This window comes from Variibacter gotjawalensis, assembly GCF_002355335.1.
In the GTDB taxonomy this organism is placed as follows: Bacteria; Pseudomonadota; Alphaproteobacteria; order Rhizobiales; family Xanthobacteraceae; genus Variibacter; species Variibacter gotjawalensis.
On record NZ_AP014946.1, the window covers coordinates 1,484,792 to 1,503,300 of the forward strand.

15 protein-coding genes and 2 pseudogenes are annotated in these 18,509 nt (G+C 64.1%); 9 read left to right on the plus strand and 8 right to left on the minus strand.

The genetic code is table 11. The annotated features are described in order from the left end of the window. Positions 1–351: 351 nt before the first annotated feature. The 3 genes from GJW30_RS07175 to GJW30_RS07185 all read left to right on the plus strand — a co-directional run bounded on the left by GJW30_RS07175 (position 352) and on the right by GJW30_RS07185 (position 2,811). Positions 352–570, plus strand: coding sequence for a hypothetical protein (locus GJW30_RS07175; protein ID WP_096353537.1), 219 nt, complete (start codon positions 352–354; stop codon positions 568–570). Positions 571–649: 79 nt separating this feature from the next. Beyond that, on the plus strand, positions 650–1,531 hold the full coding sequence (gene hemF, locus GJW30_RS07180) for an oxygen-dependent coproporphyrinogen oxidase (RefSeq protein ID WP_096353539.1): 882 nt from the start codon (positions 650–652) through the stop codon (positions 1,529–1,531). Between the two features lie 26 nt (positions 1,532–1,557). Then, a complete protein-coding gene (locus GJW30_RS07185; RefSeq protein WP_096353542.1) occupies positions 1,558–2,811 on the plus strand; it encodes a D-amino acid dehydrogenase in 1,254 nt (417 codons plus the stop codon). A 9-nt stretch (positions 2,812–2,820) separates the two neighbouring features. Here the strand turns inward: GJW30_RS07185 and GJW30_RS07190 are convergent, their stop codons facing one another. The 7 genes from GJW30_RS07190 to GJW30_RS07220 form a co-directional block, all read right to left on the minus strand. Next, entirely contained in the window at positions 2,821–3,588 is a 768-nt protein-coding gene (locus tag GJW30_RS07190; protein WP_096353545.1) for a sulfite exporter TauE/SafE family protein, read from the minus strand. A 101-nt stretch (positions 3,589–3,689) separates the two neighbouring features. Then, positions 3,690–4,184, minus strand: coding sequence for a DM13 domain-containing protein (locus GJW30_RS07195; protein WP_096353548.1), 495 nt, complete (start codon positions 4,182–4,184; stop codon positions 3,690–3,692). 50 nt (positions 4,185–4,234) lie between these two features. After that, complete coding sequence (locus GJW30_RS07200; protein ID WP_172887563.1) at positions 4,235–4,492, minus strand: hypothetical protein; 258 nt, start codon at positions 4,490–4,492, stop codon at positions 4,235–4,237. A 37-nt stretch (positions 4,493–4,529) separates the two neighbouring features. After that, positions 4,530–5,771 carry a CCA tRNA nucleotidyltransferase gene (locus GJW30_RS07205; RefSeq protein WP_096353551.1) on the minus strand — a complete coding sequence of 414 codons (1,242 nt, stop codon included), beginning with the start codon at positions 5,769–5,771 and terminating at the stop codon, positions 4,530–4,532. After that, positions 5,771–6,031, minus strand: coding sequence for a DUF6111 family protein (locus GJW30_RS07210; RefSeq protein ID WP_096353554.1), 261 nt, complete (start codon positions 6,029–6,031; stop codon positions 5,771–5,773). The genes GJW30_RS07205 and GJW30_RS07210 overlap by 1 nt, the downstream gene beginning before the upstream one ends. A 9-nt stretch (positions 6,032–6,040) precedes the next feature. Next, entirely contained in the window at positions 6,041–6,697 is a 657-nt protein-coding gene (locus tag GJW30_RS07215; protein WP_096353557.1) for a CoA pyrophosphatase, read from the minus strand. Continuing rightward, positions 6,697–7,290: a DUF1285 domain-containing protein gene (locus GJW30_RS07220; protein ID WP_096353559.1), complete on the minus strand. Its 594-nt coding sequence runs from the start codon at positions 7,288–7,290 to the stop codon at positions 6,697–6,699. Before GJW30_RS07220 ends, GJW30_RS07215 begins: the two co-directional genes overlap by 1 nt. A 283-nt stretch (positions 7,291–7,573) precedes the next feature. Here GJW30_RS07220 and GJW30_RS07225 point away from each other — a divergent pair. From GJW30_RS07225 to GJW30_RS07240, 4 genes and pseudogenes are all read left to right on the plus strand, one after another. After that, a pseudogene (locus GJW30_RS07225) lies at positions 7,574–8,419 on the plus strand (AAA family ATPase); the annotation flags it as partial. Positions 8,420–8,509: 90 nt separating this feature from the next. Beyond that, positions 8,510–9,460, plus strand: coding sequence for a DUF58 domain-containing protein (locus GJW30_RS07230; protein WP_096353563.1), 951 nt, complete (start codon positions 8,510–8,512; stop codon positions 9,458–9,460). Beyond that, positions 9,460–12,264 carry a DUF4159 domain-containing protein gene (locus tag GJW30_RS07235; protein ID WP_096353565.1) on the plus strand — a complete coding sequence of 935 codons (2,805 nt, stop codon included), beginning with the start codon at positions 9,460–9,462 and terminating at the stop codon, positions 12,262–12,264. Before GJW30_RS07230 ends, GJW30_RS07235 begins: the two co-directional genes overlap by 1 nt. 9 nt (positions 12,265–12,273) lie before the next feature. Continuing rightward, a complete protein-coding gene (locus GJW30_RS07240) occupies positions 12,274–14,334 on the plus strand; it encodes a hypothetical protein (protein ID WP_096353568.1) in 2,061 nt (686 codons plus the stop codon). A 20-nt stretch (positions 14,335–14,354) separates the two neighbouring features. Here the strand turns inward: GJW30_RS07240 and GJW30_RS07245 are convergent, their stop codons facing one another. Further along, positions 14,355–15,437, minus strand: a complete 1,083-nt coding sequence (locus tag GJW30_RS07245; RefSeq protein ID WP_096353571.1) for an isocitrate/isopropylmalate dehydrogenase family protein — start codon at positions 15,435–15,437, stop codon at positions 14,355–14,357. 171 nt (positions 15,438–15,608) lie between these two features. On the opposite strand from GJW30_RS07245, the pseudogene GJW30_RS07250 reads away from it, so the two are divergent. Together GJW30_RS07250 and GJW30_RS07255 are read left to right on the plus strand one after the other, a co-directional pair. Continuing rightward, positions 15,609–15,845 (plus strand): annotated as a pseudogene (locus GJW30_RS07250) (aldehyde dehydrogenase family protein); the annotation flags it as partial. Between the two features lie 182 nt (positions 15,846–16,027). After that, positions 16,028–18,502: a glycogen/starch/alpha-glucan phosphorylase gene (locus GJW30_RS07255; protein ID WP_096353577.1), complete on the plus strand. Its 2,475-nt coding sequence runs from the start codon at positions 16,028–16,030 to the stop codon at positions 18,500–18,502. Positions 18,503–18,509: the final 7 nt, after the last annotated feature.

The window sequence follows — 18,509 nt, forward strand, 5'->3', positions numbered from 1 at the left end:
AGTCGCTCGCGAGAATGCTCAAACATGTGTCATCACGCCTGAGTGAGCCGCCCTTCCGCTACCGCGAGCGATCGCCCACATAAATTGGCACGATGTTCGCTACGAAGCGCTAAGAGGCTATCGCTGCTGCCATTTTTGAGGATTACGGAAGCTTAATCTCTCCGTAATACGGCGGTTAGGCGCCCGCCCATAAAACGCTGAGCGTGCATGGATGAAACTTTTTCGTCCCTGTCTCGTTAAGAGCACATCTGAGTAACGCGTACCCCAATTCGTTCGAAAGAATGTTTGAAAGCGCTGAACCTAATCCGAGGCCGGCGCGACAGATGAACGGGCTCCAAAGGGCAACGTGTCATGAATCACTCAATTGCTACCGCTGATCGTAATACGCATCTCAAGGTTATCGTCGTCGCACTTATTGCGGCGATCTCAGTCGCGACCATTGGTATCGCGGCACGCATCTCGAATTCAGGTGTTGAACTCGCTGGCGTCCAGGCGCCGGGCAGCGCTCAGGTCGTGAAGGCAGGCAAGCCGGTCGTATGGACCGGGTCGGGCCGCTCGACCGTCAACTAGTTTACCTACGCACTACCTCCAGATAACTAGCGCGCCTTCGAGGCGCGCTTTTTTTTGCGCCGCATGCTAGTGGCGCGCGATGACGACCCCGACGACAATTCCGCAACGGCAAGCCGCGGCCCGCGCCTGGTTCGAAACCTTGCGCAACGAGTTGCATACCGCGCTCGAGGCGCTCGAGCGGGATGCGCCGTCCGCGCTTTATCCAGGAGAATCCGGCAGCTTCGAGCGCAAGCCGTGGCAGCGCACCGATCATTCCGGCGCGCCTGGCGGCGGCGGCGTGATGGGCATGTTGCATGGACGGCTGTTCGAGAAAGCCGGCATCCACACTTCGACGGTGCATGGCGAATTCGCCCCCGAGTTCCGTGGACAGATTCCCGGCGCGGCGGAAGATCCGCGCTTCTGGGCCTCCGGCATTTCGCTGATCGTGCATCCGCGCAATCCGCATGTGCCGGCCGTGCATATGAACACGCGCTTCGTCGTCACGACGAAAGCCTGGTTCGGCGGCGGCGCGGATTTAACGCCCGTGCTCGATCGCCGCCGCAACCAGGAAGATGCCGACACGGTCGCCTTCCATTCCGCGTTCGAAAGCGCATGCCAAGCGCATGATGCGCCGTATCAGAAATACAAAGACTGGTGCGACGAGTATTTCCATCTCAAGCACCGCAACGAGCCGCGCGGTATCGGCGGCATTTTCTACGATTATCTCGAGAGCGATTGGGACGCGAATTTCGCCTTCACGCAGAGCGTCGGCCGCGCCTTTCTCGACATTTACCCGCGCTTGGTGCGCGCTAACTTTGAGACGCCGTGGAGTGAAGCCGATCGGCAGGAGCAGCTGATCCGCCGCGGGCGTTACGTCGAATTCAATTTGTTATACGATCGTGGCACGATCTTTGGATTACGCACAGGAGGCAATGTCGACTCGATCTTGTCGTCGCTGCCGCCCGTCGTTCACTGGCCTTAGTATTTTTCCAAAAGAGTTCTCAAGACATGCATGTCGTTATTCTCGGCGCCGGCGTCATCGGTGTCACTTCGGCCTATTATCTGGCGCGCGCCGGCCATCAGGTGACGGTCATCGACCGTCAATCCGGTCCCGCGCTGGAGACGAGTTTTGCCAACGCGGGTGAAGTCTCGCCCGGTTACGCATCGCCGTGGGCCGCGCCGGGCATTCCACAAAAGGCCGCCAAGTGGCTCTTCATGCGCCACGCGCCGCTGATCATCCAGCCGCTGCTCAACTTTGCGACAATCGAGTGGTGCATCGAAACGCTGCGCAACTGCACATCCGCGCGCTACAAAGTGAACAAGAGCCGCATGGTGCGCCTCGCCGAATATTCGCGCGATCAGTTGATCGCGCTGCGCCAGACGACCGGCATTCAGTACGATCATCGCACGCAAGGCACGCTGCAGCTCTTCCGCACGCAACATCAGCTCGACGGCATCGCCAAGGATGTCGAGGTGCTCAAGAAAGACGGCGTGCCGTTCGAAGTGCTCGACCGCGCCGGCTGCGTTGCCGCCGAGCCCGGCCTCGCCGCGACACGCGATCGTTTCGTCGGCGGACTGCGCCTGCCGAACGACGAGACCGGCGACTGCTTCATGTTCACCAACGCGCTGGCGAAACTCGCCGAGGCCGAAGGCGTTCAGTTCCGCTTCCGCACCGCCGTGCGGGGTTTCCGCATGCAGGGCGGCAAGGTTGCGCTCGTGGAAACCGATGCGGGCGATATCGAAGCCGATATCTTCGTCGCGGCGCTCGGTAGCTTTACGCCGCAATTGGTCAAACCGCTCGGCTTGAAAATCCCGGTCTATCCCGTGAAGGGCTACTCGATCACGGTCCCGATCGTCGACGAAACCCGTGCGCCGCAATCGACCATCATGGATGAGACCTACAAGGTCGCGATCACGCGCCTCGGCGATCGCATCCGCGTCGGCGGCATGGCGGAGATCGCGGGCTTCGACACCACGCTGCACGAACAGCGGCGCGCGACGCTGGTGCATTCTGTCGAAGATTTGTTCGGCGGCGCGGGCGATCAGAAACGCGCGACGTTCTGGACGGGACTTCGTCCGATGACGCCGGACGGCACGCCGGTTGTCGGCGCGACGCGCTATCCGAATCTCTATCTCGCGACCGGCCACGGCACGCTCGGCTGGACGATGGCTTGCGGCACTGGCCGCGTCCTCTCCGACATGATCAGCGGCACGCGGCCCGAAATCGAAACCGCGGATCTCTCGCTCTCGCGCTACGCCTGACGTCGCGGCTCAGCGCGCGAAAGCGTTCCACATCAGGAAGACGCCGCCGATGATGATCACGCCATCCAGGATGGCGGTGTGCACGCGCACCGGCATGCGCTCGACGAGCGCCTTTGCAATGAAGGCACCCGGCACAACGACGACGCCGATCATCAGCGCGAATGCGATCACCTTCGGCGTCAGCACGCCCGCGATGCCGAACACCGAGACCTTCGCGATGCCGACGATAACGGACACCATCGCGTCGGTGGCGACGACGGCGCGGCCGGTCAGTCCGCACGCGAGTAGCAGGGAAAGAAGCACGATGCCGGAACCTGACGTTCCGCCGACAAGCACGCCGTAACCGACCGCACCGATACCAAGCCCGCGATCGCCAATGACGAAACCGCGGCTTTGCAGAATGCGCCGCAGCGGAACGCTGGCGAGCAGCGTGCAAGCAATAACAATCAGTGCTCCACGTCCCGTCAGTCGCGTAAAGCCGTAAGCACCGAGGATGCAGGTCGGTAGCGCGCACGCCGCGACGATGCCGACGCGCCGCCAATCGATGTATTCGCGAAACGCTACGGCGCGGCTCGGATTCGTAAAGAGCGCCGTCATGCCGACGATCGGCACGACATTCTCAGGCTCCGCAATGGGAACGAGCACCAGCGGCATCAGCACGCCGGTTCCGTAGCCCGCGACGCCGCCGATCAACGAAGCGACGAACGCCATCACGGCCACCAACACGAGTTCGGCAGGCGGGACGGCGGCGAGGGCAGCATAAAGGGAGTCGAACATCGGTGGACGGGAGCGCGTCAGTGAGGGGAGGTCAAGCCAAATACCTCACAACGGCCGTCATGGCCCGCTTCATGCGGGCCATCCACGTCTTTCTTCCTTGCTTATGTCGCGCGCGTGAGGTCGGCCGGTGAGATCAAAACGCCAAATTGCTCGCACCAGATCACGACGCTTTCGAAATCCGCCACGTTGATGTGCGACGGGATGGCATAGCGCTGGCTACCCTCGAAAGATCGCAGGCGGCCGAGATCGACGAATTTCTGTCCCTCGACGTCGCCTTCGCCGCGCACGCGTGCCTTAGGCACCAGATAGACGTGATACTTCGGACCCGGCCCAACTTTGAAGTCGGGCTCCAGAAACACTGTGCGCTGATAGAGGCTCACCTTTCCGCGGCCCCAATGCACGGGGTCGGCTGGATTGGCGTGAATGAACGTCCCGTTGGCGACGAGCGCCGTCCGTTCGCTGTCGGCCAGCATCTCGGCGGCAGGCGGCGGCGGGAACAGATACGGAAAGAAGAAGATGCCGAGCACGAAACCGAGGCCGGTGCCGAGCAATCCGCCCAGCACGAAGATCATCAGTCCGCGATAAAAGCGTCGCATCGGTTCTCCCTCGTTGAGACCCGTACGTGGCGGCTCAAGCTTTCGTTACATCAATCGGCTGTGGGTAGGCGCCGCATGGTGAACTCGATGCGCCCGTCGGAAAGCTCGCGCCAGCTTTCGACTTCCGTCATGTAGGCGGCTTTCGGGAACCGGTCGAGAATGTCGCGGGCTTTGGCGCGGGCGGCTTCGCGATCCAGCACGAAGGTTTCCCGGTGAAACCCGTCGCGCAGCGAACGCACGCGATCCGGCGCACGCAAGCGCTCGGCGCTGCGTGCCGCGATATCGGCCGGGGTCCGGACGCGGGTCATAAGGCAGAATGTAAGAGGAAACGCGCCGGCTTGCGAGTCAGCGCCTGGCGTGGCGGGCGGCGAGGGCCTTCACTGTTGCCACATCCGACGGGAAGCCCGCCGAGATCCATTCGGCTTCGGCGGCAGCCAGGGCCGCGCCGAGCGCAGGCCCTTTTTCCAGCCCAAGCGCGATCAGATCGGCGGCGCGGATCGGAAACTTCGGCGGCTGCCAGCGTCCCGGCAGGTCGAAAAGCGCGCGCCAAGCAGGCTCGTCCGGCGCGGCTTCCGAGCGCACCCAGGCCAGCAGCACCTTGTCGGCGAAGGCTTCACGGTTGCCCTCGCAGCGGTAGAGCAGAGCCTGCCCGGCAGCTTCGCTATGATCGTGCATCAAGGGCGGTAGGCTTTCGGCCATAGCGCGCAGCCGCTCTTCCTCGTTGGCCGACAGTCGCAGCCGCTCGGCGAACCGTGCGGCATCGTCTGTTACGAACAACGCGAGCGCGCCGAGCCTTCGCACGGGAGCAGCTTCGAGGCTCAACGCTGCTTCGAGGCGTGCAAGCCGGGTCAGCTGCGGCGGTATCGCAACGCCGAGGAAGGGCAGCAGCAATCCAGCCTCCGCCATCAGCGCGACGGTTTCGGGCGCGCCCGGCGCCGCCAGCAGCTTCAACAACTCGGCGCGCACCCGCTCGCGCGACAGCAACTGAAGCCCATCGCGTTCCGCGATCGTCGCCGCGACGCCTTCAGCGTCCGGTGCGCCCGCGCCATAGCGCGCGTGGAAGCGATAGAAGCGGAGGATGCGCAGATAGTCTTCGCGAATGCGTTGACGCGCATCACCGATGAAGCGCACGCGCCGCTGCTCGATATCCGGCAGCCCGCCGACAGTGTCGATCACGTCGCCATGTCGCGTCATCGACAGCGCGTTGATCGTAAAATCGCGGCGCTCTGCGTCTTTCTGCCAATCGCGGCCGAAACGCACGATGGCCTTGCGGCCGAACGTTTCGACATCTTCGCGCAACGTGGTCACTTCGTGCGGCTTGCCATCGATCACAACCGTCACGGTGCCGTGCGCTGCGCCGGTCGGCACGACCTTGAAGCCGAGCGCGCGCGCGCGCCGCGTCACTTCGTCCGGATGCGCCGTCGTCGCGATGTCGAGATCGGCAACCTGCTCGCCCAGCAGCAGATTGCGGACCGCGCCGCCGATCACGCGCGCTTCTTCGCCGTCGCTGTCGAGCGCCGCGATCAGCCGCGCGGGTTCGCCAACCGCCCACGGCGCGTCGGGAAATCGCAGCGTCGCCGGTGCCATCAATTCTCTCCCGGCACCAGTTTGCCATTCTCCATATGCGCGGGTCGATAGTTCGATCCGGACGGCACGCCCGAGAATGTCGCGAGAATGATGAAGCTGAAGATCACCAGGATGAGCCCCGCGAGCGAAAGCCAGCCGATGACCTTCCAGGTCCAGGCATTCGGGTCATTGACCGAAACCCGCGTCGCGATCAGGAACGCCGCGTAGAGCAGGAAGGGCGCGACGAACAGCGATATCTCGGTGAGCAGGGGGCGTATCATCGGGCGAGATCACGCATAGAGGCGCTCGTAAAGCACGCGCAGAATTCCGGCTGTGACGCCCCAAATGTAGCGATCGCCGAACGGCATCGCGTAGTAGCTGCGCATCATGCCGCGCCATTCGCGGCTGTGGCGCTGATGATTTTCGGGGCCCATCAGAAACTGCAGCGGCACCTCGAACACGTCGGCGACCTCGGCCGGGTTCGGCTTGAGCTCGAAGCCTGGTTCGACGCGCGCGACGACTGGCACAATGCGGAAACCAGTGCCCGAGAGATAAATGTCGGAGAACCCCACGACCGAAACGAAGCGACGATCGAGCGCGATCTCTTCCTCCGCCTCGCGCATCGCGGTTTCGGCCGGCGTTGCATCGGTGTCGTCGATGCGCCCGCCCGGAAACGCAACCTGTCCGGCATGCGTCGAGAGATTGTCGGTGCGCAGCGTCAAGAGCACGCTCGGCTCGCGACGGTTGATGACCGGCACGAGCACGGCCGCATAGCGCACCGGCTTGATCTCGGACAGCGCGCGCAGCGCCTGATCGCCGTCGTGGTCGCCGCGCAGCGGCAGGTGCTCGTCATAGAGATTTGTCGGCGGCGTCGGCGACAGTTTTTCGCGCGCGCGCGCGAAAAAGTCAGACCCCGACGTCACATCGTTATTGGCCGCAGCGTCCATCAGGTGATCTTCAATTCGGCCGCAGGTGCCATCGGGAAAAACACGCCGGCCGAAACGACGCCGAACATCCGCGTTCCTTCGTGGTCGCGCTCTTCGCCGAGCGCCGCGAGATCGTAGAACAGCGCCTGCTTCACGCGCGCCCAAAGGCCGCGGCGGATATGCAGATACGGCTTCATGCCGCCGGTGCCTTCTTCCGGCTCGAAGCGCAGCGTGTGATCGGCATCGCAGGTCACGATGTCGTCAACGTTGGTGCGAAACGTCAGCGTCTGCTCCGGCCCTTTGTTCTCGACAGTCAGCTCGACCGCGACAAATGGCGCGTCGTCGACCGTGATGCCGACCTTCTCGACCGGCGTAACCAAGAAGTGCTTACCGTCCTCGACCTTCAGGACCGATGCAAAGAGTTTAACCAGCGGCAGACGGCCAATCGGCGACTTCATGTAAAACCAAGTGCCGTCATTGGCGATCCGCATGTCGAGATCGCCGCAGAACGGCGGATTCCACAGATGCACAGGCGGCGGGCCGCGTTTGGTGCTTTTCTGCACCTCGCCCGCCAAACCGTCCAATCCACCCTTTTGTTCGTTTTTGACGCTCATTCGACCTGATTTCCGGTGATATGCGGCTCTGACACGATCGTGAAGGCGGTTATCAGCCATATCCCTCCCTTAAAATAGCGTAAGCTCCATGTATCGCGAGGGGCGGCGCCGGAGATTCGCCGCTTTTTGGTCCGCTCGTTGCATATCGTACTGGGAAGTTGGACCCTACGGCGAAGTCAGACACTTTCGGGCCAAGGAGATAAGCATGGCGGTTGCGAGCGGCGAAGGCCTCGAACGTTTCGAAGACATGATCGTCCGGGCAGCGGAAACCACCGCCGGCCAGATGCGTTCCGCCAAAGCCGCCATCGGCGCCGTCATCTTCGGTCAGGAAAAGGTGGTCGAGCAAGCGCTCGTCACGGTGCTCTCCGGCGGTCACGCGCTGCTGATCGGCGTCCCGGGTCTCGCCAAGACGAAGCTCGTCGAGACGATGGGCACCGTGCTAGGCCTCAACGCCCGCCGCATCCAATTCACCCCAGACCTGATGCCGTCGGACATTCTGGGGTCCGAAGTGCTCGAGGAAGGGCAGGGTGGCCGCCGCGCCTTCCGCTTCATTCCGGGCCCGGTCTTCGCACAGCTCCTGATGGCGGACGAAATCAACCGCGCCTCGCCGCGCACGCAGTCCGCGCTGCTGCAGGCGATGCAGGAGCAGCACGTCACCGTCGCGGGCGCCCGCCACGATCTGCCGGCGCCGTTCCACGTCCTCGCGACGCAGAATCCGCTCGAGCAGGAAGGCACCTACCCCTTGCCGGAAGCCCAGCTCGACCGCTTCATGATGGAAATCGACGTCGACTATCCGGACCTCGAAGCCGAGCGGAAGATACTGTTCGACACCACCGGCGCCGACGAAGCTAAAGCCAAGGCCGCGATGACCGCCGAAGATTTGATCACGGCGCAGCGCCTCGTGCGCCGCTTGCCGGTCGGCGAGTCGGTTGTTGAGGCGATCCTGCAACTCGTGCGCTCGGCACGTCCGGGTCCCGAAAGCGGCGAACTCGCCCGCGCGATCGCCTGGGGCCCCGGCCCCCGCGCCAGCCAGGCGCTTATGCTCGCCGTCCGCGCCAAGGCCCTGCTTGATGGACGCTTGGCGCCCTCGATCGACGACGTGCTGACGCTTGCCGAGCCTGTGCTGAAGCATCGTATGGCGCTCACGTTCTCGGCGCGTGCCGAAGGCGAGACGGTCGGTGCCGTCATCGGCCGCCTGAAGGCGCGCCTAGGCTAACGAATGGCAGAAACCAAAACGCCGGAATTCTCCAACGACGTCCGCCGCGCCATCGGCGAGGGCCGCACGTTGGCGGCGTCGATGCCGCGTTTGATGCTGGAAGCCCGCCGGATTGCCGCGACCGTCGTGCATGGGTTGCACGGCCGGCGTCGCGCCGGCGTCGGCGAGAATTTCTGGCAGTACCGCCGCTTCACCTCGGGCGAGCCCGCGCATCGCGTCGACTGGCGCCGCTCCGCGCGCGACGACAATCTTTATGTCCGCGAGCGCGAATGGGAAGCTGCCCACACCGTCTGGATTTGGCCGGATCGCTCGCCCTCTATGTCGTTCGTTTCGGACGAGCGCCGCGACACGAAGCTCGAGCGTTCGCTGACGATCGCCTTTGCGCTGGCCGAAATTCTCGTCGAAGGCGGCGAACGCGTCGGCGTTCCCGGCGTGATGCGTCCGACCGCGAGCCGTAACGTGATCGACACGATCGCGCAGTCGGTGCTGCACGATGCGTCGGGCCGCACCAGTTTGCCGCCGAATTTCTCCGCCTCGCGATTGTCGGAAGTCATTCTGCTGTCGGATTTCTGGTCGCCGATCGATGAAATTCGCGCCACGCTGACGCAAGTCGCAGGCTCCGGTGTCCATGGCCATCTCGTGCAGGTCGTCGATCCGGCCGAAGAAACCTTCCCGTATTCGGGCCGCGTCGAATTCGTCGAGCCGGAAGGCGCCGGCAGCATCACGGCGGGCCGCGCCGAGACGTGGCGCAAGGACTATGAGGTGCGTCTCGCGCAGCATCGCGACGCCTTACGTGCCGAAGCCGCGCAGCGCGGCTGGACCTTCACGATTCATCGCACCGACCGCCCGGTCGGCGATCTGCTGTTGCGGCTGCATGCGCGCCTCGGCGCCGGCGGCGACACGGCCGACTACCGCAATCAAGCGAGCGCTTCCGCCAACCAGGGAGCTGCCTGATGCTGGGCCTCCCGCTCGCATTCACAGCGCCCTGGATCCTTATCGGACTAGCAAGCCTGCCCGTACTGTGGTGGCTGCTGCGTCTCGTGCCCCCGCGTCCTCGCGTCGTGCACTTCCCGCCGACACGCATTCTGTTCGACATCGCGCCGAAGGAAGAAACGCCGTCGCGCACGCCGTGGTGGCTCACGCTGCTGCGACTGCTGCTCGCTGCGCTTCTCATTCTCGCGGCCGCCGGGCCGCTGTGGAATCCGCCGGTCGGCGTCGAGGCGAGCAAACGCCCCATCCTCATGCTGCTCGATGACGGCTGGTCATCGGCCGCCGCTTGGGACCAGCGCCTGCGCAGCGCGGACGATATCGCGAGCCGCGCGGAGGCCGATGGCCGTGCCGTCGCGTTGATGCCGCTGTCCGAGGTCCTGCAAGACTTGTCGCTGCAGGTTGCCGGCGCAGCGCGCGTGCGCGCGTCACAGCTCAAGCCGAAGCCGCAGACGGTCGAGCGCGCAGAAGCGCTGCCCACGATCCAGCGCTTCCTCAACGGCACGCCGGACGTCGACATCGTCTGGCTCAGCGACGGCGTCGACATCGGCAACGCGCAGGATTTCGTGCGTGGCCTCAAGGGCGTCGCGAAAGACAACAACATCAGTGTTATCGCCGGTGGCTTGCCGCCCGCGCATGCACTTGCGGCGGCCGAGAACACAGCGGGCTCGCTCACCGTGAAAGTTCTGCGCGCTGAGCCTTCGCGTGGCGAGCCAAACGCCGGCGTCGTGCGCGCGCTCGACCTCAAGGGCCTGCCGCTCGGCGAAGGGCGCTACGCGTTCAAGTCCGGCGAGAAGGAAACCGACGCGGTGATCGATCTTCCGGTCGAAATCCGCAACGATGTCGCGCGCATGGAGATCGCGGGCGAGCGCTCGGCCGGGGTTGTTCAGCTGCTCGACAAGCGCTGGCGCCGCCGCACCATCGGCGTCGTCTCGGGTGCCTCGGTCGACACCGCGCAGCCGCTGCTCGCTTCGACCTTCTATCTCTCCCGCGCACTCGCGCCGTTCGCCGACGTGCGTCTCGCCGAAGCTGTCGCTCCGGCCGAGGGCGTTCGCCGCTTCCTCGATCAAAATCTGCCGCTGCTGATCCTCGCCGACGTCGGCAATGTGGGCGATGCACGCGATCGTCTCGCGCGCTGGGTGGAGCAGGGCGGCGTGCTGGTCCGCTTCGCGGGCCCGCGCCTTGCGGCAGCCGACGACGATCTCGTGCCGGTCAAACTCCGCCGCGGCGGCCGCACGCTCGGCGGTTCTTTGACGTGGGAGCAGCCGCAGCAGCTCGCGAGCTTCGGCCGCGATACGGCTTTCACCGGCATGCCGGTGCCGAACGATGTTACGGTCACGCGTCAGGTGCTCGCCGAGCCCGACGCAACGCTCGCCGACCGCACCTGGGCGTCGCTCGGCGACGGCACGCCGTTGGTGACTGCAGTCAAGCGCGGCCGCGGCATGATCGTGCTGTTCCACGTCACGGCCGACACGCGCTGGTCCGATCTGCCGCTGTCCGGCAGCTTCGTCGATATGCTCAAGCGCATCGTCAATATCGCGGGCTCCGCCGCGGCCGAAACAACCACCGCGAACGGTGAAACCCGCGAAGTCGTGCCGCCGTCCCGCGTGCTCGATGGTTTCGGTGCCTTCACGGTGCCACCCCCCAGTGTGCGTCCGGTCCCGGCGCGCTATAGTGGGCGCGGAACTGCGGAATACCCCCCGGGGTTCTATGGTCCGCCGGAGGGCCTGGTAGCCGTGAACACGCTGACGCCGACGGATCGCATCGCCCCGGTCGACTTCTCGCCGCTCGGCGGGCGCGTCGAGCCGTATCGTGTCGGCGAGCCGCAGGATCTGCGTGGCCTGCTCTTCATGGGCGCGCTCGCGCTGATGCTGCTCGATGCACTCGTCGTCTTCTGGCTCGCGGGCGGAGCCGCTCGCTTCGTGCGAGGCCGGCGCACTGCGACTGCCGCCATTCTGCTCGCCGTCCTTGCGGGCGCCCTGGCCGTCTCGACGCCTTACGCGAACGCACAGGACGAACCGCAAATCAAATCCGCGCTGGAGACGAAGCTCGCTTACGTCATCACGGGCGACGCCGAAGTCGATGCCATCAGCAAATCGGGCCTGCAAGGTCTGACGTTGTTCCTCGCGCAGCGCACCGCGCTCGAAGCCGGAGAGCCGATCGGCCTCGACATCACGAAAGACGAACTCGCTTTTTATCCGCTGATCTACTGGCCGATCGTTGCGGGCGCACAGAAGCCGACGCCCGAAACGCTTTCGCGCATAGACACGTATATGAAGCAGGGCGGCACCGTATTGTTCGACACGCGCGATGCGATCGAAGCGACGCCCGGCAACGAGAGCAACACGCCCGGCATGGTGACGCTGCGCAGCATTCTGTCGGGTCTCGACGTGCCGGCGCTTGAACCGGTTCCCCGCGAGCACGTGCTGACGAAGACGTTCTTCCTGCTCAAGGATTTCTGGGGCCGCTTCTCGGCCGGCCAGCTTTGGGTCGAAGCGTTGCCGAACGATGTAGACGAAGAAGAGCGCGAGAAGCGTCCGGCCCGCGCGGGCGATGGCGTCTCGTCCGTCCTCATCACGTCGAACGATCTCGCCGGCGCGTGGGCGACGCGGCCGGACGGCCAGCCGACGCTACCGCTGACACCAGGCGAACCGCGCCAGCGCGAAATGGCGTTCCGCGCCGGCGTCAACATCGTGATCTACACCCTGACAGGCAACTACAAAGCCGATCAGGTCCACGTGCCCGCGCTGCTCGAGCGGCTCGGTCAGTAGGAGTTTGGTTTGAATTTCGGGATTGCATTCTCGCCGTTGGTGCCGGTCACCGTGCTCTGGGTGGCGCTTGCCGCCGTTGCCGTGATCGCGCTGCTGTTGTTTATCTCCCGCGCACGCGGCGCGGTGATCCGCACGGCCGCGTTGCTGCTGCTGATCGGCGCGCTCGCCAATCCCTCCTTCACGCGCGAAGACCGCGAACCTCTGACGTCCGTCGCCGCCGTCATCATCGACAAGAGCCCCAGCCAAGCTTTCGGCGATCGCGCGCAACAGACAGAAGCCGCACGCGCCGCGCTGGCCGAACGCCTCGGCCGCATTCCGGGCCTTGAAGTCCGGTTCGCCGAAGCCGGTCAGGCCGACGGCGAGACCGACGGGACGCGTCTTTTCTCGGCGCTGAACGCGACGTTGGCGGACGTGCCGCCGGATCGTGTCGCCGGCGCGATCTTCATAACGGACGGCCGTGTGCATGACGTGCCGGCCGATGCTGCCGAACTCGGCTTCCGTGCGCCCGTGCATGCGCTCGTCACCGGCCGCCCGAACGAACGCGATCGCCGTGTCGCGCTCGAGGCGACGCCGCGCTTCGGAATCGTTGGGCAGCAGCAGACCATCACGTATCGCGTCGAGGACCATGGCAACCCGCCTGGCCCGGTGCGCGTCACCATTCGCCGCGACGGCGAGACCGTCGACGCACAGACCGTGCAGGCCGGCCGCTCGACCAAAGTCTCCGTCACGATCCCGCATGCCGGGCAAAACATCATCGAGATCGAAGCGGCGCCGCTCGAAGGCGAGCTCACGCAGGTCAACAATCGCGCGGTCGTCTCGATTGACGGCGTGCGCGACAAGCTGCGCGTGCTGCTCGTCTCCGGCGAACCGCACGCGGGCGAGCGCACCTGGCGCAATCTTTTGAAGTCGGACGCCGCCGTCGACCTCGTCCACTTCACCATTTTGCGTCCGCCGGAAAAGCAAGACGGCACGCCGATCAACGAATTGTCGCTGATCGCATTCCCGACGCGCGAATTGTTCCAGCAGCGCATCGGCGACTTCCATCTGATCATCTTCGATCGCTACGCGCGTCAAGGCGTGCTGCCGCTGATCTATTTCGACAACATCGCGCGCTATGTCCGTGATGGCGGCGCCGTGCTGATCGCGGCCGGCCCCGATTACGCGAGCCAGACGTCGCTGTGGCGCACGCCGCTTGAGCCTATCCTTCCGGCCGAGCCGACGGGCACCACAATCGACGAGCCGTATCACGCCAAACTCTCCGACGTCGGCAAGCGTCACCCGGTGACGCGCGGCCTCGAAGGCGGTGCGTCGGATCCGCCGAAGTGGAGTCGCTGGTTCCGCCTCGTCGATACGCGCAACACCACCGGCATGCCGCTCCTGCAGGGCCCGGGCGATCGTCCCGCGCTTGTGCTGCAACGTCACGGCGAAGGCCGCGTCGCGTTGCTGCTCTCAGATCACATTTGGCTCTGGGCGCGCGGCTACGAAGGCGGGGGCCCGCACATCGATCTACTGCGCCGTCTCTCGCACTGGCTAATGAAACAGCCGGATCTCGAAGAGGAAGCACTGCGTCTCGTCGTCAGCGGCAAGACGCTGCAGGTGCGCCGCCAAACGATGGCCGAGTCGGTCGAACCCATCAAGCTGACGTCGCCGACCGGCGAGACGCGTCAGCTGGTATTGACCGCGAACGACAACGGCTTGTGGCAAGGCAGCATCGAGGTCAACGAGCTTGGACTCTGGCGCGCCACGGACGGCAAACTCACAGCATTGATCAATGTCGGCCCGGCTAACCCGCGCGAATTCGCCGAGGTCACGTCGACGACTGAGGTAATGGCGCCGATCGCCGCAGCAACCGGCGGCGACTCCCGCCGTCTCGGCAACGACGGCGCGACGCCGCGCGTTCTCGGCGTCCGCACCAGCGAGATATTCCGCGGCGACGATTGGATCGGCCTCAAGATGCGGCAGGCCACCGTCGTGCGCGGCATCGGCGTCTTGCCGGTCTTCGCCGGCTTGCTCGGCCTGTTGCTGCTGATCGGCAGCCTCGCCGCAACTTGGGCGCGCGAAGGGCGATAGCCCCAGAAGGCCGCTGACAGTTAAAGCTGCGCCATCACGGCTTTGGTAACTTCGGCGGTGCCGTCGCGTCCGCCGAACTCGAACGGCTTCAGTCCATTCGCGAACGCCTTGTCGACGGCCGATTCGATCTGCGTCGCGGCTTCCGCCGCAGCCGGGTGATCGTGTTTCTCGGCAAGCCAATCGAGCATCATCGCGGTGGAGAGGAGCATCGCGGTTGGGTTCGCTTTGCCTTGCCCCATGATGTCGGGCGCGGTGCCGTGACAGGGCTGAAACACCGCATGCGTGTCGCCGATGTCGGCGGATGGCGCCATGACCATTCCGCCGACGAGACCGGCGGTGAGATCGGACAGAATATCGCCGAACATGTTCTCGGTGACGAGCACGTCGAAATCCCACGGGCGTCGTACCAGCGCGGCGCAAACTGCGTCGATATAGGTGTGATCCGGTGTCGCGCCGTTCTGCAGCTTGGCGCGCTCGTCGGAGATCTGCCGGAAGTAAGCAAAGGCGCGGAAGACGTTCGCTTTGTCGACGCAGGTGCAGACACCTTTGCCACCCTTGGCTTTGCGCCGTGCCGCGAGCTTGAGCGAGAAATCGAACAGGCGCTCAGACGTGCGCCGGGTGATCACCATCGTTTCGCGCGCATCATCGTGCGTGACAACACCTTTGCCCATCGAAGCGAAGAGGCCTTCGGTCGACTCGCGGATGACGACGAGATCGATCCCACGCTCGGACGCGCCGACGATCGGGCTCCACGCGCCCGGGATCAGACGTGCGGGGCGAACGCCCGCGTAGAGATCGAAGATGAGCCGCAGTTCGATCTGCGGCGCGATCTCAGTTCCGTCCGGACGCCGCACGTCCGGCAAACCGCAAGCGCCGAGCAGGATAGCGTCGGCCTCGCGGCAGAGCTTCACGGTCGATTCCGGCATCGACTCGCCGGTCTCGCGAAAATGGCCTGCGCCCGCCGGCGCTTCGCTGAAGCGAAAGCTCAAGCCGGGTGTCGTCTTTTGGATGTGTTCCAACATGGCGAGCGCCGGCTTCATGACTTCGATGCCGATGCCATCTCCAGGCAGCACCGCTATGTGAAAACTGTCGTTTGCGCGCATAGCCACTTTCTGCAAGATCCGAAGTGGCCGAACCATAGAGCCCCGCGTAACGGGTGCAAGCGCTCAATCAGCGGTGGCGGCGTCGCGCCCGGCGACGAGAATTCCAAAGTCAGAAGAATTCCATCGGAGGAAACATGAGCGCCGTGAAGCAGTTCAATGATGTCATCGACGGCCAACCGCACGTCTTACGGTCTGGTTGCATCAGCGTGGACGAACGACGGCGCGCGCCAGATGCGCATGATGAAGGCACTGCGTGCCGGACAAGTGTTCATCAACGCGTATGGCGCGGCGGGAGGCATCGAGCTTCCGTTCGGCGGCTTCAAGAAATCCAGTCACGGCCGCGAGAAAGGTTTTGACGCGCTATACGAATTCTCGGCAACGAAAACGGCGGTGGTCAAACACGGCTAGTTCTTAAGCTGCACAGAAATCGGCATTGCTCTTGCTTGTTGATGCGCTTCGAGGCCGATCAGGTGCGGCGGGTCGACCTTTCGTTGATGAATTGTTGCAAAAGACCGCGTTTAAGATAACCCATTGAGAGGCTGGTCGGTCGGATCAGACTCTCGTCGCATTTTGATGCCATCGAGAACGACATGGAACCAGCCATCAAGTTCCCCCATCGCTCCCCGGAAAAGATGAAAGCGCAGCACGAGCAAGCCGTCACGGACATCAAGGCTGCGATCATCAGCAAGCTGACGCTCGGCGTCGGCAAAGATGCCGCGCAGGCAACCGAGCGCGACTGGTTTCTGGCGACCGCGCTCGCGGCGCGCGACCGCGTTATCCATCGCTGGCTTGCCGAAGAGCGCGCAACCCGCGCCGAAGGGCGCAAGCGCGTCTACTATCTCTCGCTCGAATTCCTCATCGGCCGATTGATCAGCGACGTCATTTCGAACCTCGGTCTCACCGACGTGTTCCGTGATGCGCTCGGCGATCTCGGTGTCGACTTCAATCGCCTGCAGGCCGCGGAGCCGGACGCCGCGCTCGGCAACGGCGGCCTCGGCCGTCTCGCGGCGTGCTTCATGGAGTCGATGGCAACGCTCGGCATCCCGGGCTCCGGCTACGGCATCCGTTACGACCACGGCCTGTTCCGCCAAGTCATCAAGGATGGCTGGCAGCACGAATATCCGGAAAACTGGCTCTCGTTTCGCAACCCGTGGGAGTTCGCGCGTCCGGAAGTGATTTACGACATTCACTTCGGTGGCCGCGTCGAAAACACGACGACGCCGCGCGGTACGCAGCGCGCCGTGTGGCACCCGGAAGAGCGTGTCGAGGCTGTCGCCTTCGATACGCCGATCGTCGGCTGGCAAGATCGCCACGTGAACCCGCTGCGCCTATGGTCCGCCCGTGCCCCCGACCCCCTCCGGCTCGATGCGTTCAACCGCGGCGATCACGTCGGCGCGGCTTCCGCGCAGGCGCGCGCCGAAGCGATCTCGAAGGTTCTCTATCCGAGCGACGAGACGCCGGCCGGCCGTGAGCTGCGCCTGCGTCAGGAATACTTTTTCGTTTCCGCCTCGCTGCAGGATCTCGTCCAGCGCCATCTGCGCGATTTCGGCGACCTGCATTCGCTGCCGCTCAACGCCGCGATCCAGCTCAACGACACTCATCCGAGCATCGCGGTCGCCGAGTTGATGCGCATCCTCATCGATCTTCACGGCATGGAGTGGAGCGAGGCGTGGCAGATCGTTGTCGGCACACTCTCTTACACCAACCACACGCTGTTGCCCGAGGCGCTCGAGTCGTGGCCGGTGCCGCTGTTCGAGCGCGTGCTGCCTCGCCACTTGCAGATCATCTATCGCATCAACTCCGAACATCTCAAGGTCGCCGAAGAGAAGTTCCCGGACGACAGCGACTTCCTCGCGTCGGTCTCGCTGATCGACGAGCATCACGGCCGCCGCTTGCGCATGGGGCATCTCGCTTTCATCGGTTCACACCGCATCAACGGCGTGTCGGGTTTGCATACCGACCTGATGCGCAAAACTGTGTTCAGCGATCTGCATGCGCTCTATCCGGACCGTATCGTCAACAAGACCAACGGCGTCACCTTCCGCCGCTGGCTCAATCAGTCAAATCCGGGTTTGTCGAAACTCGTTCGCGAGGCATGTGGCGACGTTTACAGCGATTGGACGCGCATCAAGAAGCTCGACGAATATGCGAATGACAGCGCGTTTCTCGAAAAGCTCGCCGCCGAGAAGCGCGCCAACAAGGTCGCGCTTGCCAAGGTGATCCGCGAACGCGTCGGCATCGTCGTCGATCCGTCCGCGATGTTCGACATCCAGATCAAGCGTATCCACGAATACAAGCGTCAGCTGCTGAATTTGATGGAGACGGTCGCGCTCTACAACGCGATCCGCTCGAACCCAAACCGCAACTGGGCGCCGCGCGTCAAGATCTTCGCCGGCAAGGCCGCTGCGAGCTACAAGACCGCCAAGCTCATCATCAAGCTTGCGAACGACATTGCGCGCACCGTGAACGACGATCCGGCCGTGCGCGGTTTGCTCAAGGTCGTGTTCCTGCCGAACTATAACGTCTCGCTTGCCGAATGCATCATTCCGGCCGCGGATCTGTCAGAGCAGATTTCGACCGCCGGCATGGAAGCCTCCGGCACCGGCAACATGAAGCTCGCGCTCAACGGCGCGCTCACTGTCGGAACTTACGACGGCGCGAATGTCGAAATGTGCGACAATGTCGGCGACGACAACATTTTCATCTTTGGCCTGCACGCACACGAAGTCGAAGAATGCCGCGCGATCGGCCACAATCCGGGTGCGATCATCGCGAAGACGCCGATGCTTGCCGAAGTCATCGAGTCGATCGAGCAGGGTGTCTTCTCGCCGGACGACAAGTCGCGCTACGGCGAGCTCATGGCCGGCATCCGTAACTCAGACTACTACATGATCAGCAACGATTTCGCGTCATACGCCGAAGCGCAGCGCAAGATCGATCAGGTGTGGCACACGCCGGATGTTTGGCGGCGCATGTGTGTGCACAACATCGCCGGCATGGGTTGGTTCTCGTCGGATCGCACGATCGCCGAATACGCCGAGGATATTTGGAGCGTGCCGGTTTAGCCTGCTT

What these genes read in the sequence shown, in the direction of transcription:
- GJW30_RS07175 (WP_096353537.1), top strand. Translation starts at nt 352, where the DNA reads ATGAATCACTCAATTGCTACCGCTGATCGTAATACGCATCTCAAGGTT.
- hemF (WP_096353539.1), top strand. Translation starts at nt 650, where the DNA reads ATGACGACCCCGACGACAATTCCGCAACGGCAAGCCGCGGCCCGCGCC.
- GJW30_RS07185 (WP_096353542.1), top strand. Translation starts at nt 1,558, where the DNA reads ATGCATGTCGTTATTCTCGGCGCCGGCGTCATCGGTGTCACTTCGGCC.
- GJW30_RS07190 (WP_096353545.1), bottom strand. Translation starts at nt 3,588, where the DNA reads ATGTTCGACTCCCTTTATGCTGCCCTCGCCGCCGTCCCGCCTGCCGAA.
- GJW30_RS07195 (WP_096353548.1), bottom strand. Translation starts at nt 4,184, where the DNA reads ATGCGACGCTTTTATCGCGGACTGATGATCTTCGTGCTGGGCGGATTG.
- GJW30_RS07200 (WP_172887563.1), bottom strand. Translation starts at nt 4,492, where the DNA reads ATGACCCGCGTCCGGACCCCGGCCGATATCGCGGCACGCAGCGCCGAG.
- GJW30_RS07205 (WP_096353551.1), bottom strand. Translation starts at nt 5,771, where the DNA reads ATGGCACCGGCGACGCTGCGATTTCCCGACGCGCCGTGGGCGGTTGGC.
- GJW30_RS07210 (WP_096353554.1), bottom strand. Translation starts at nt 6,031, where the DNA reads ATGATACGCCCCCTGCTCACCGAGATATCGCTGTTCGTCGCGCCCTTC.
- GJW30_RS07215 (WP_096353557.1), bottom strand. Translation starts at nt 6,697, where the DNA reads ATGGACGCTGCGGCCAATAACGATGTGACGTCGGGGTCTGACTTTTTC.
- GJW30_RS07220 (WP_096353559.1), bottom strand. Translation starts at nt 7,290, where the DNA reads ATGAGCGTCAAAAACGAACAAAAGGGTGGATTGGACGGTTTGGCGGGC.
- GJW30_RS07230 (WP_096353563.1), top strand. Translation starts at nt 8,510, where the DNA reads ATGGCAGAAACCAAAACGCCGGAATTCTCCAACGACGTCCGCCGCGCC.
- GJW30_RS07235 (WP_096353565.1), top strand. Translation starts at nt 9,460, where the DNA reads ATGCTGGGCCTCCCGCTCGCATTCACAGCGCCCTGGATCCTTATCGGA.
- GJW30_RS07245 (WP_096353571.1), bottom strand. Translation starts at nt 15,437, where the DNA reads ATGCGCGCAAACGACAGTTTTCACATAGCGGTGCTGCCTGGAGATGGC.
- GJW30_RS07255 (WP_096353577.1), top strand. Translation starts at nt 16,028, where the DNA reads ATGGAACCAGCCATCAAGTTCCCCCATCGCTCCCCGGAAAAGATGAAA.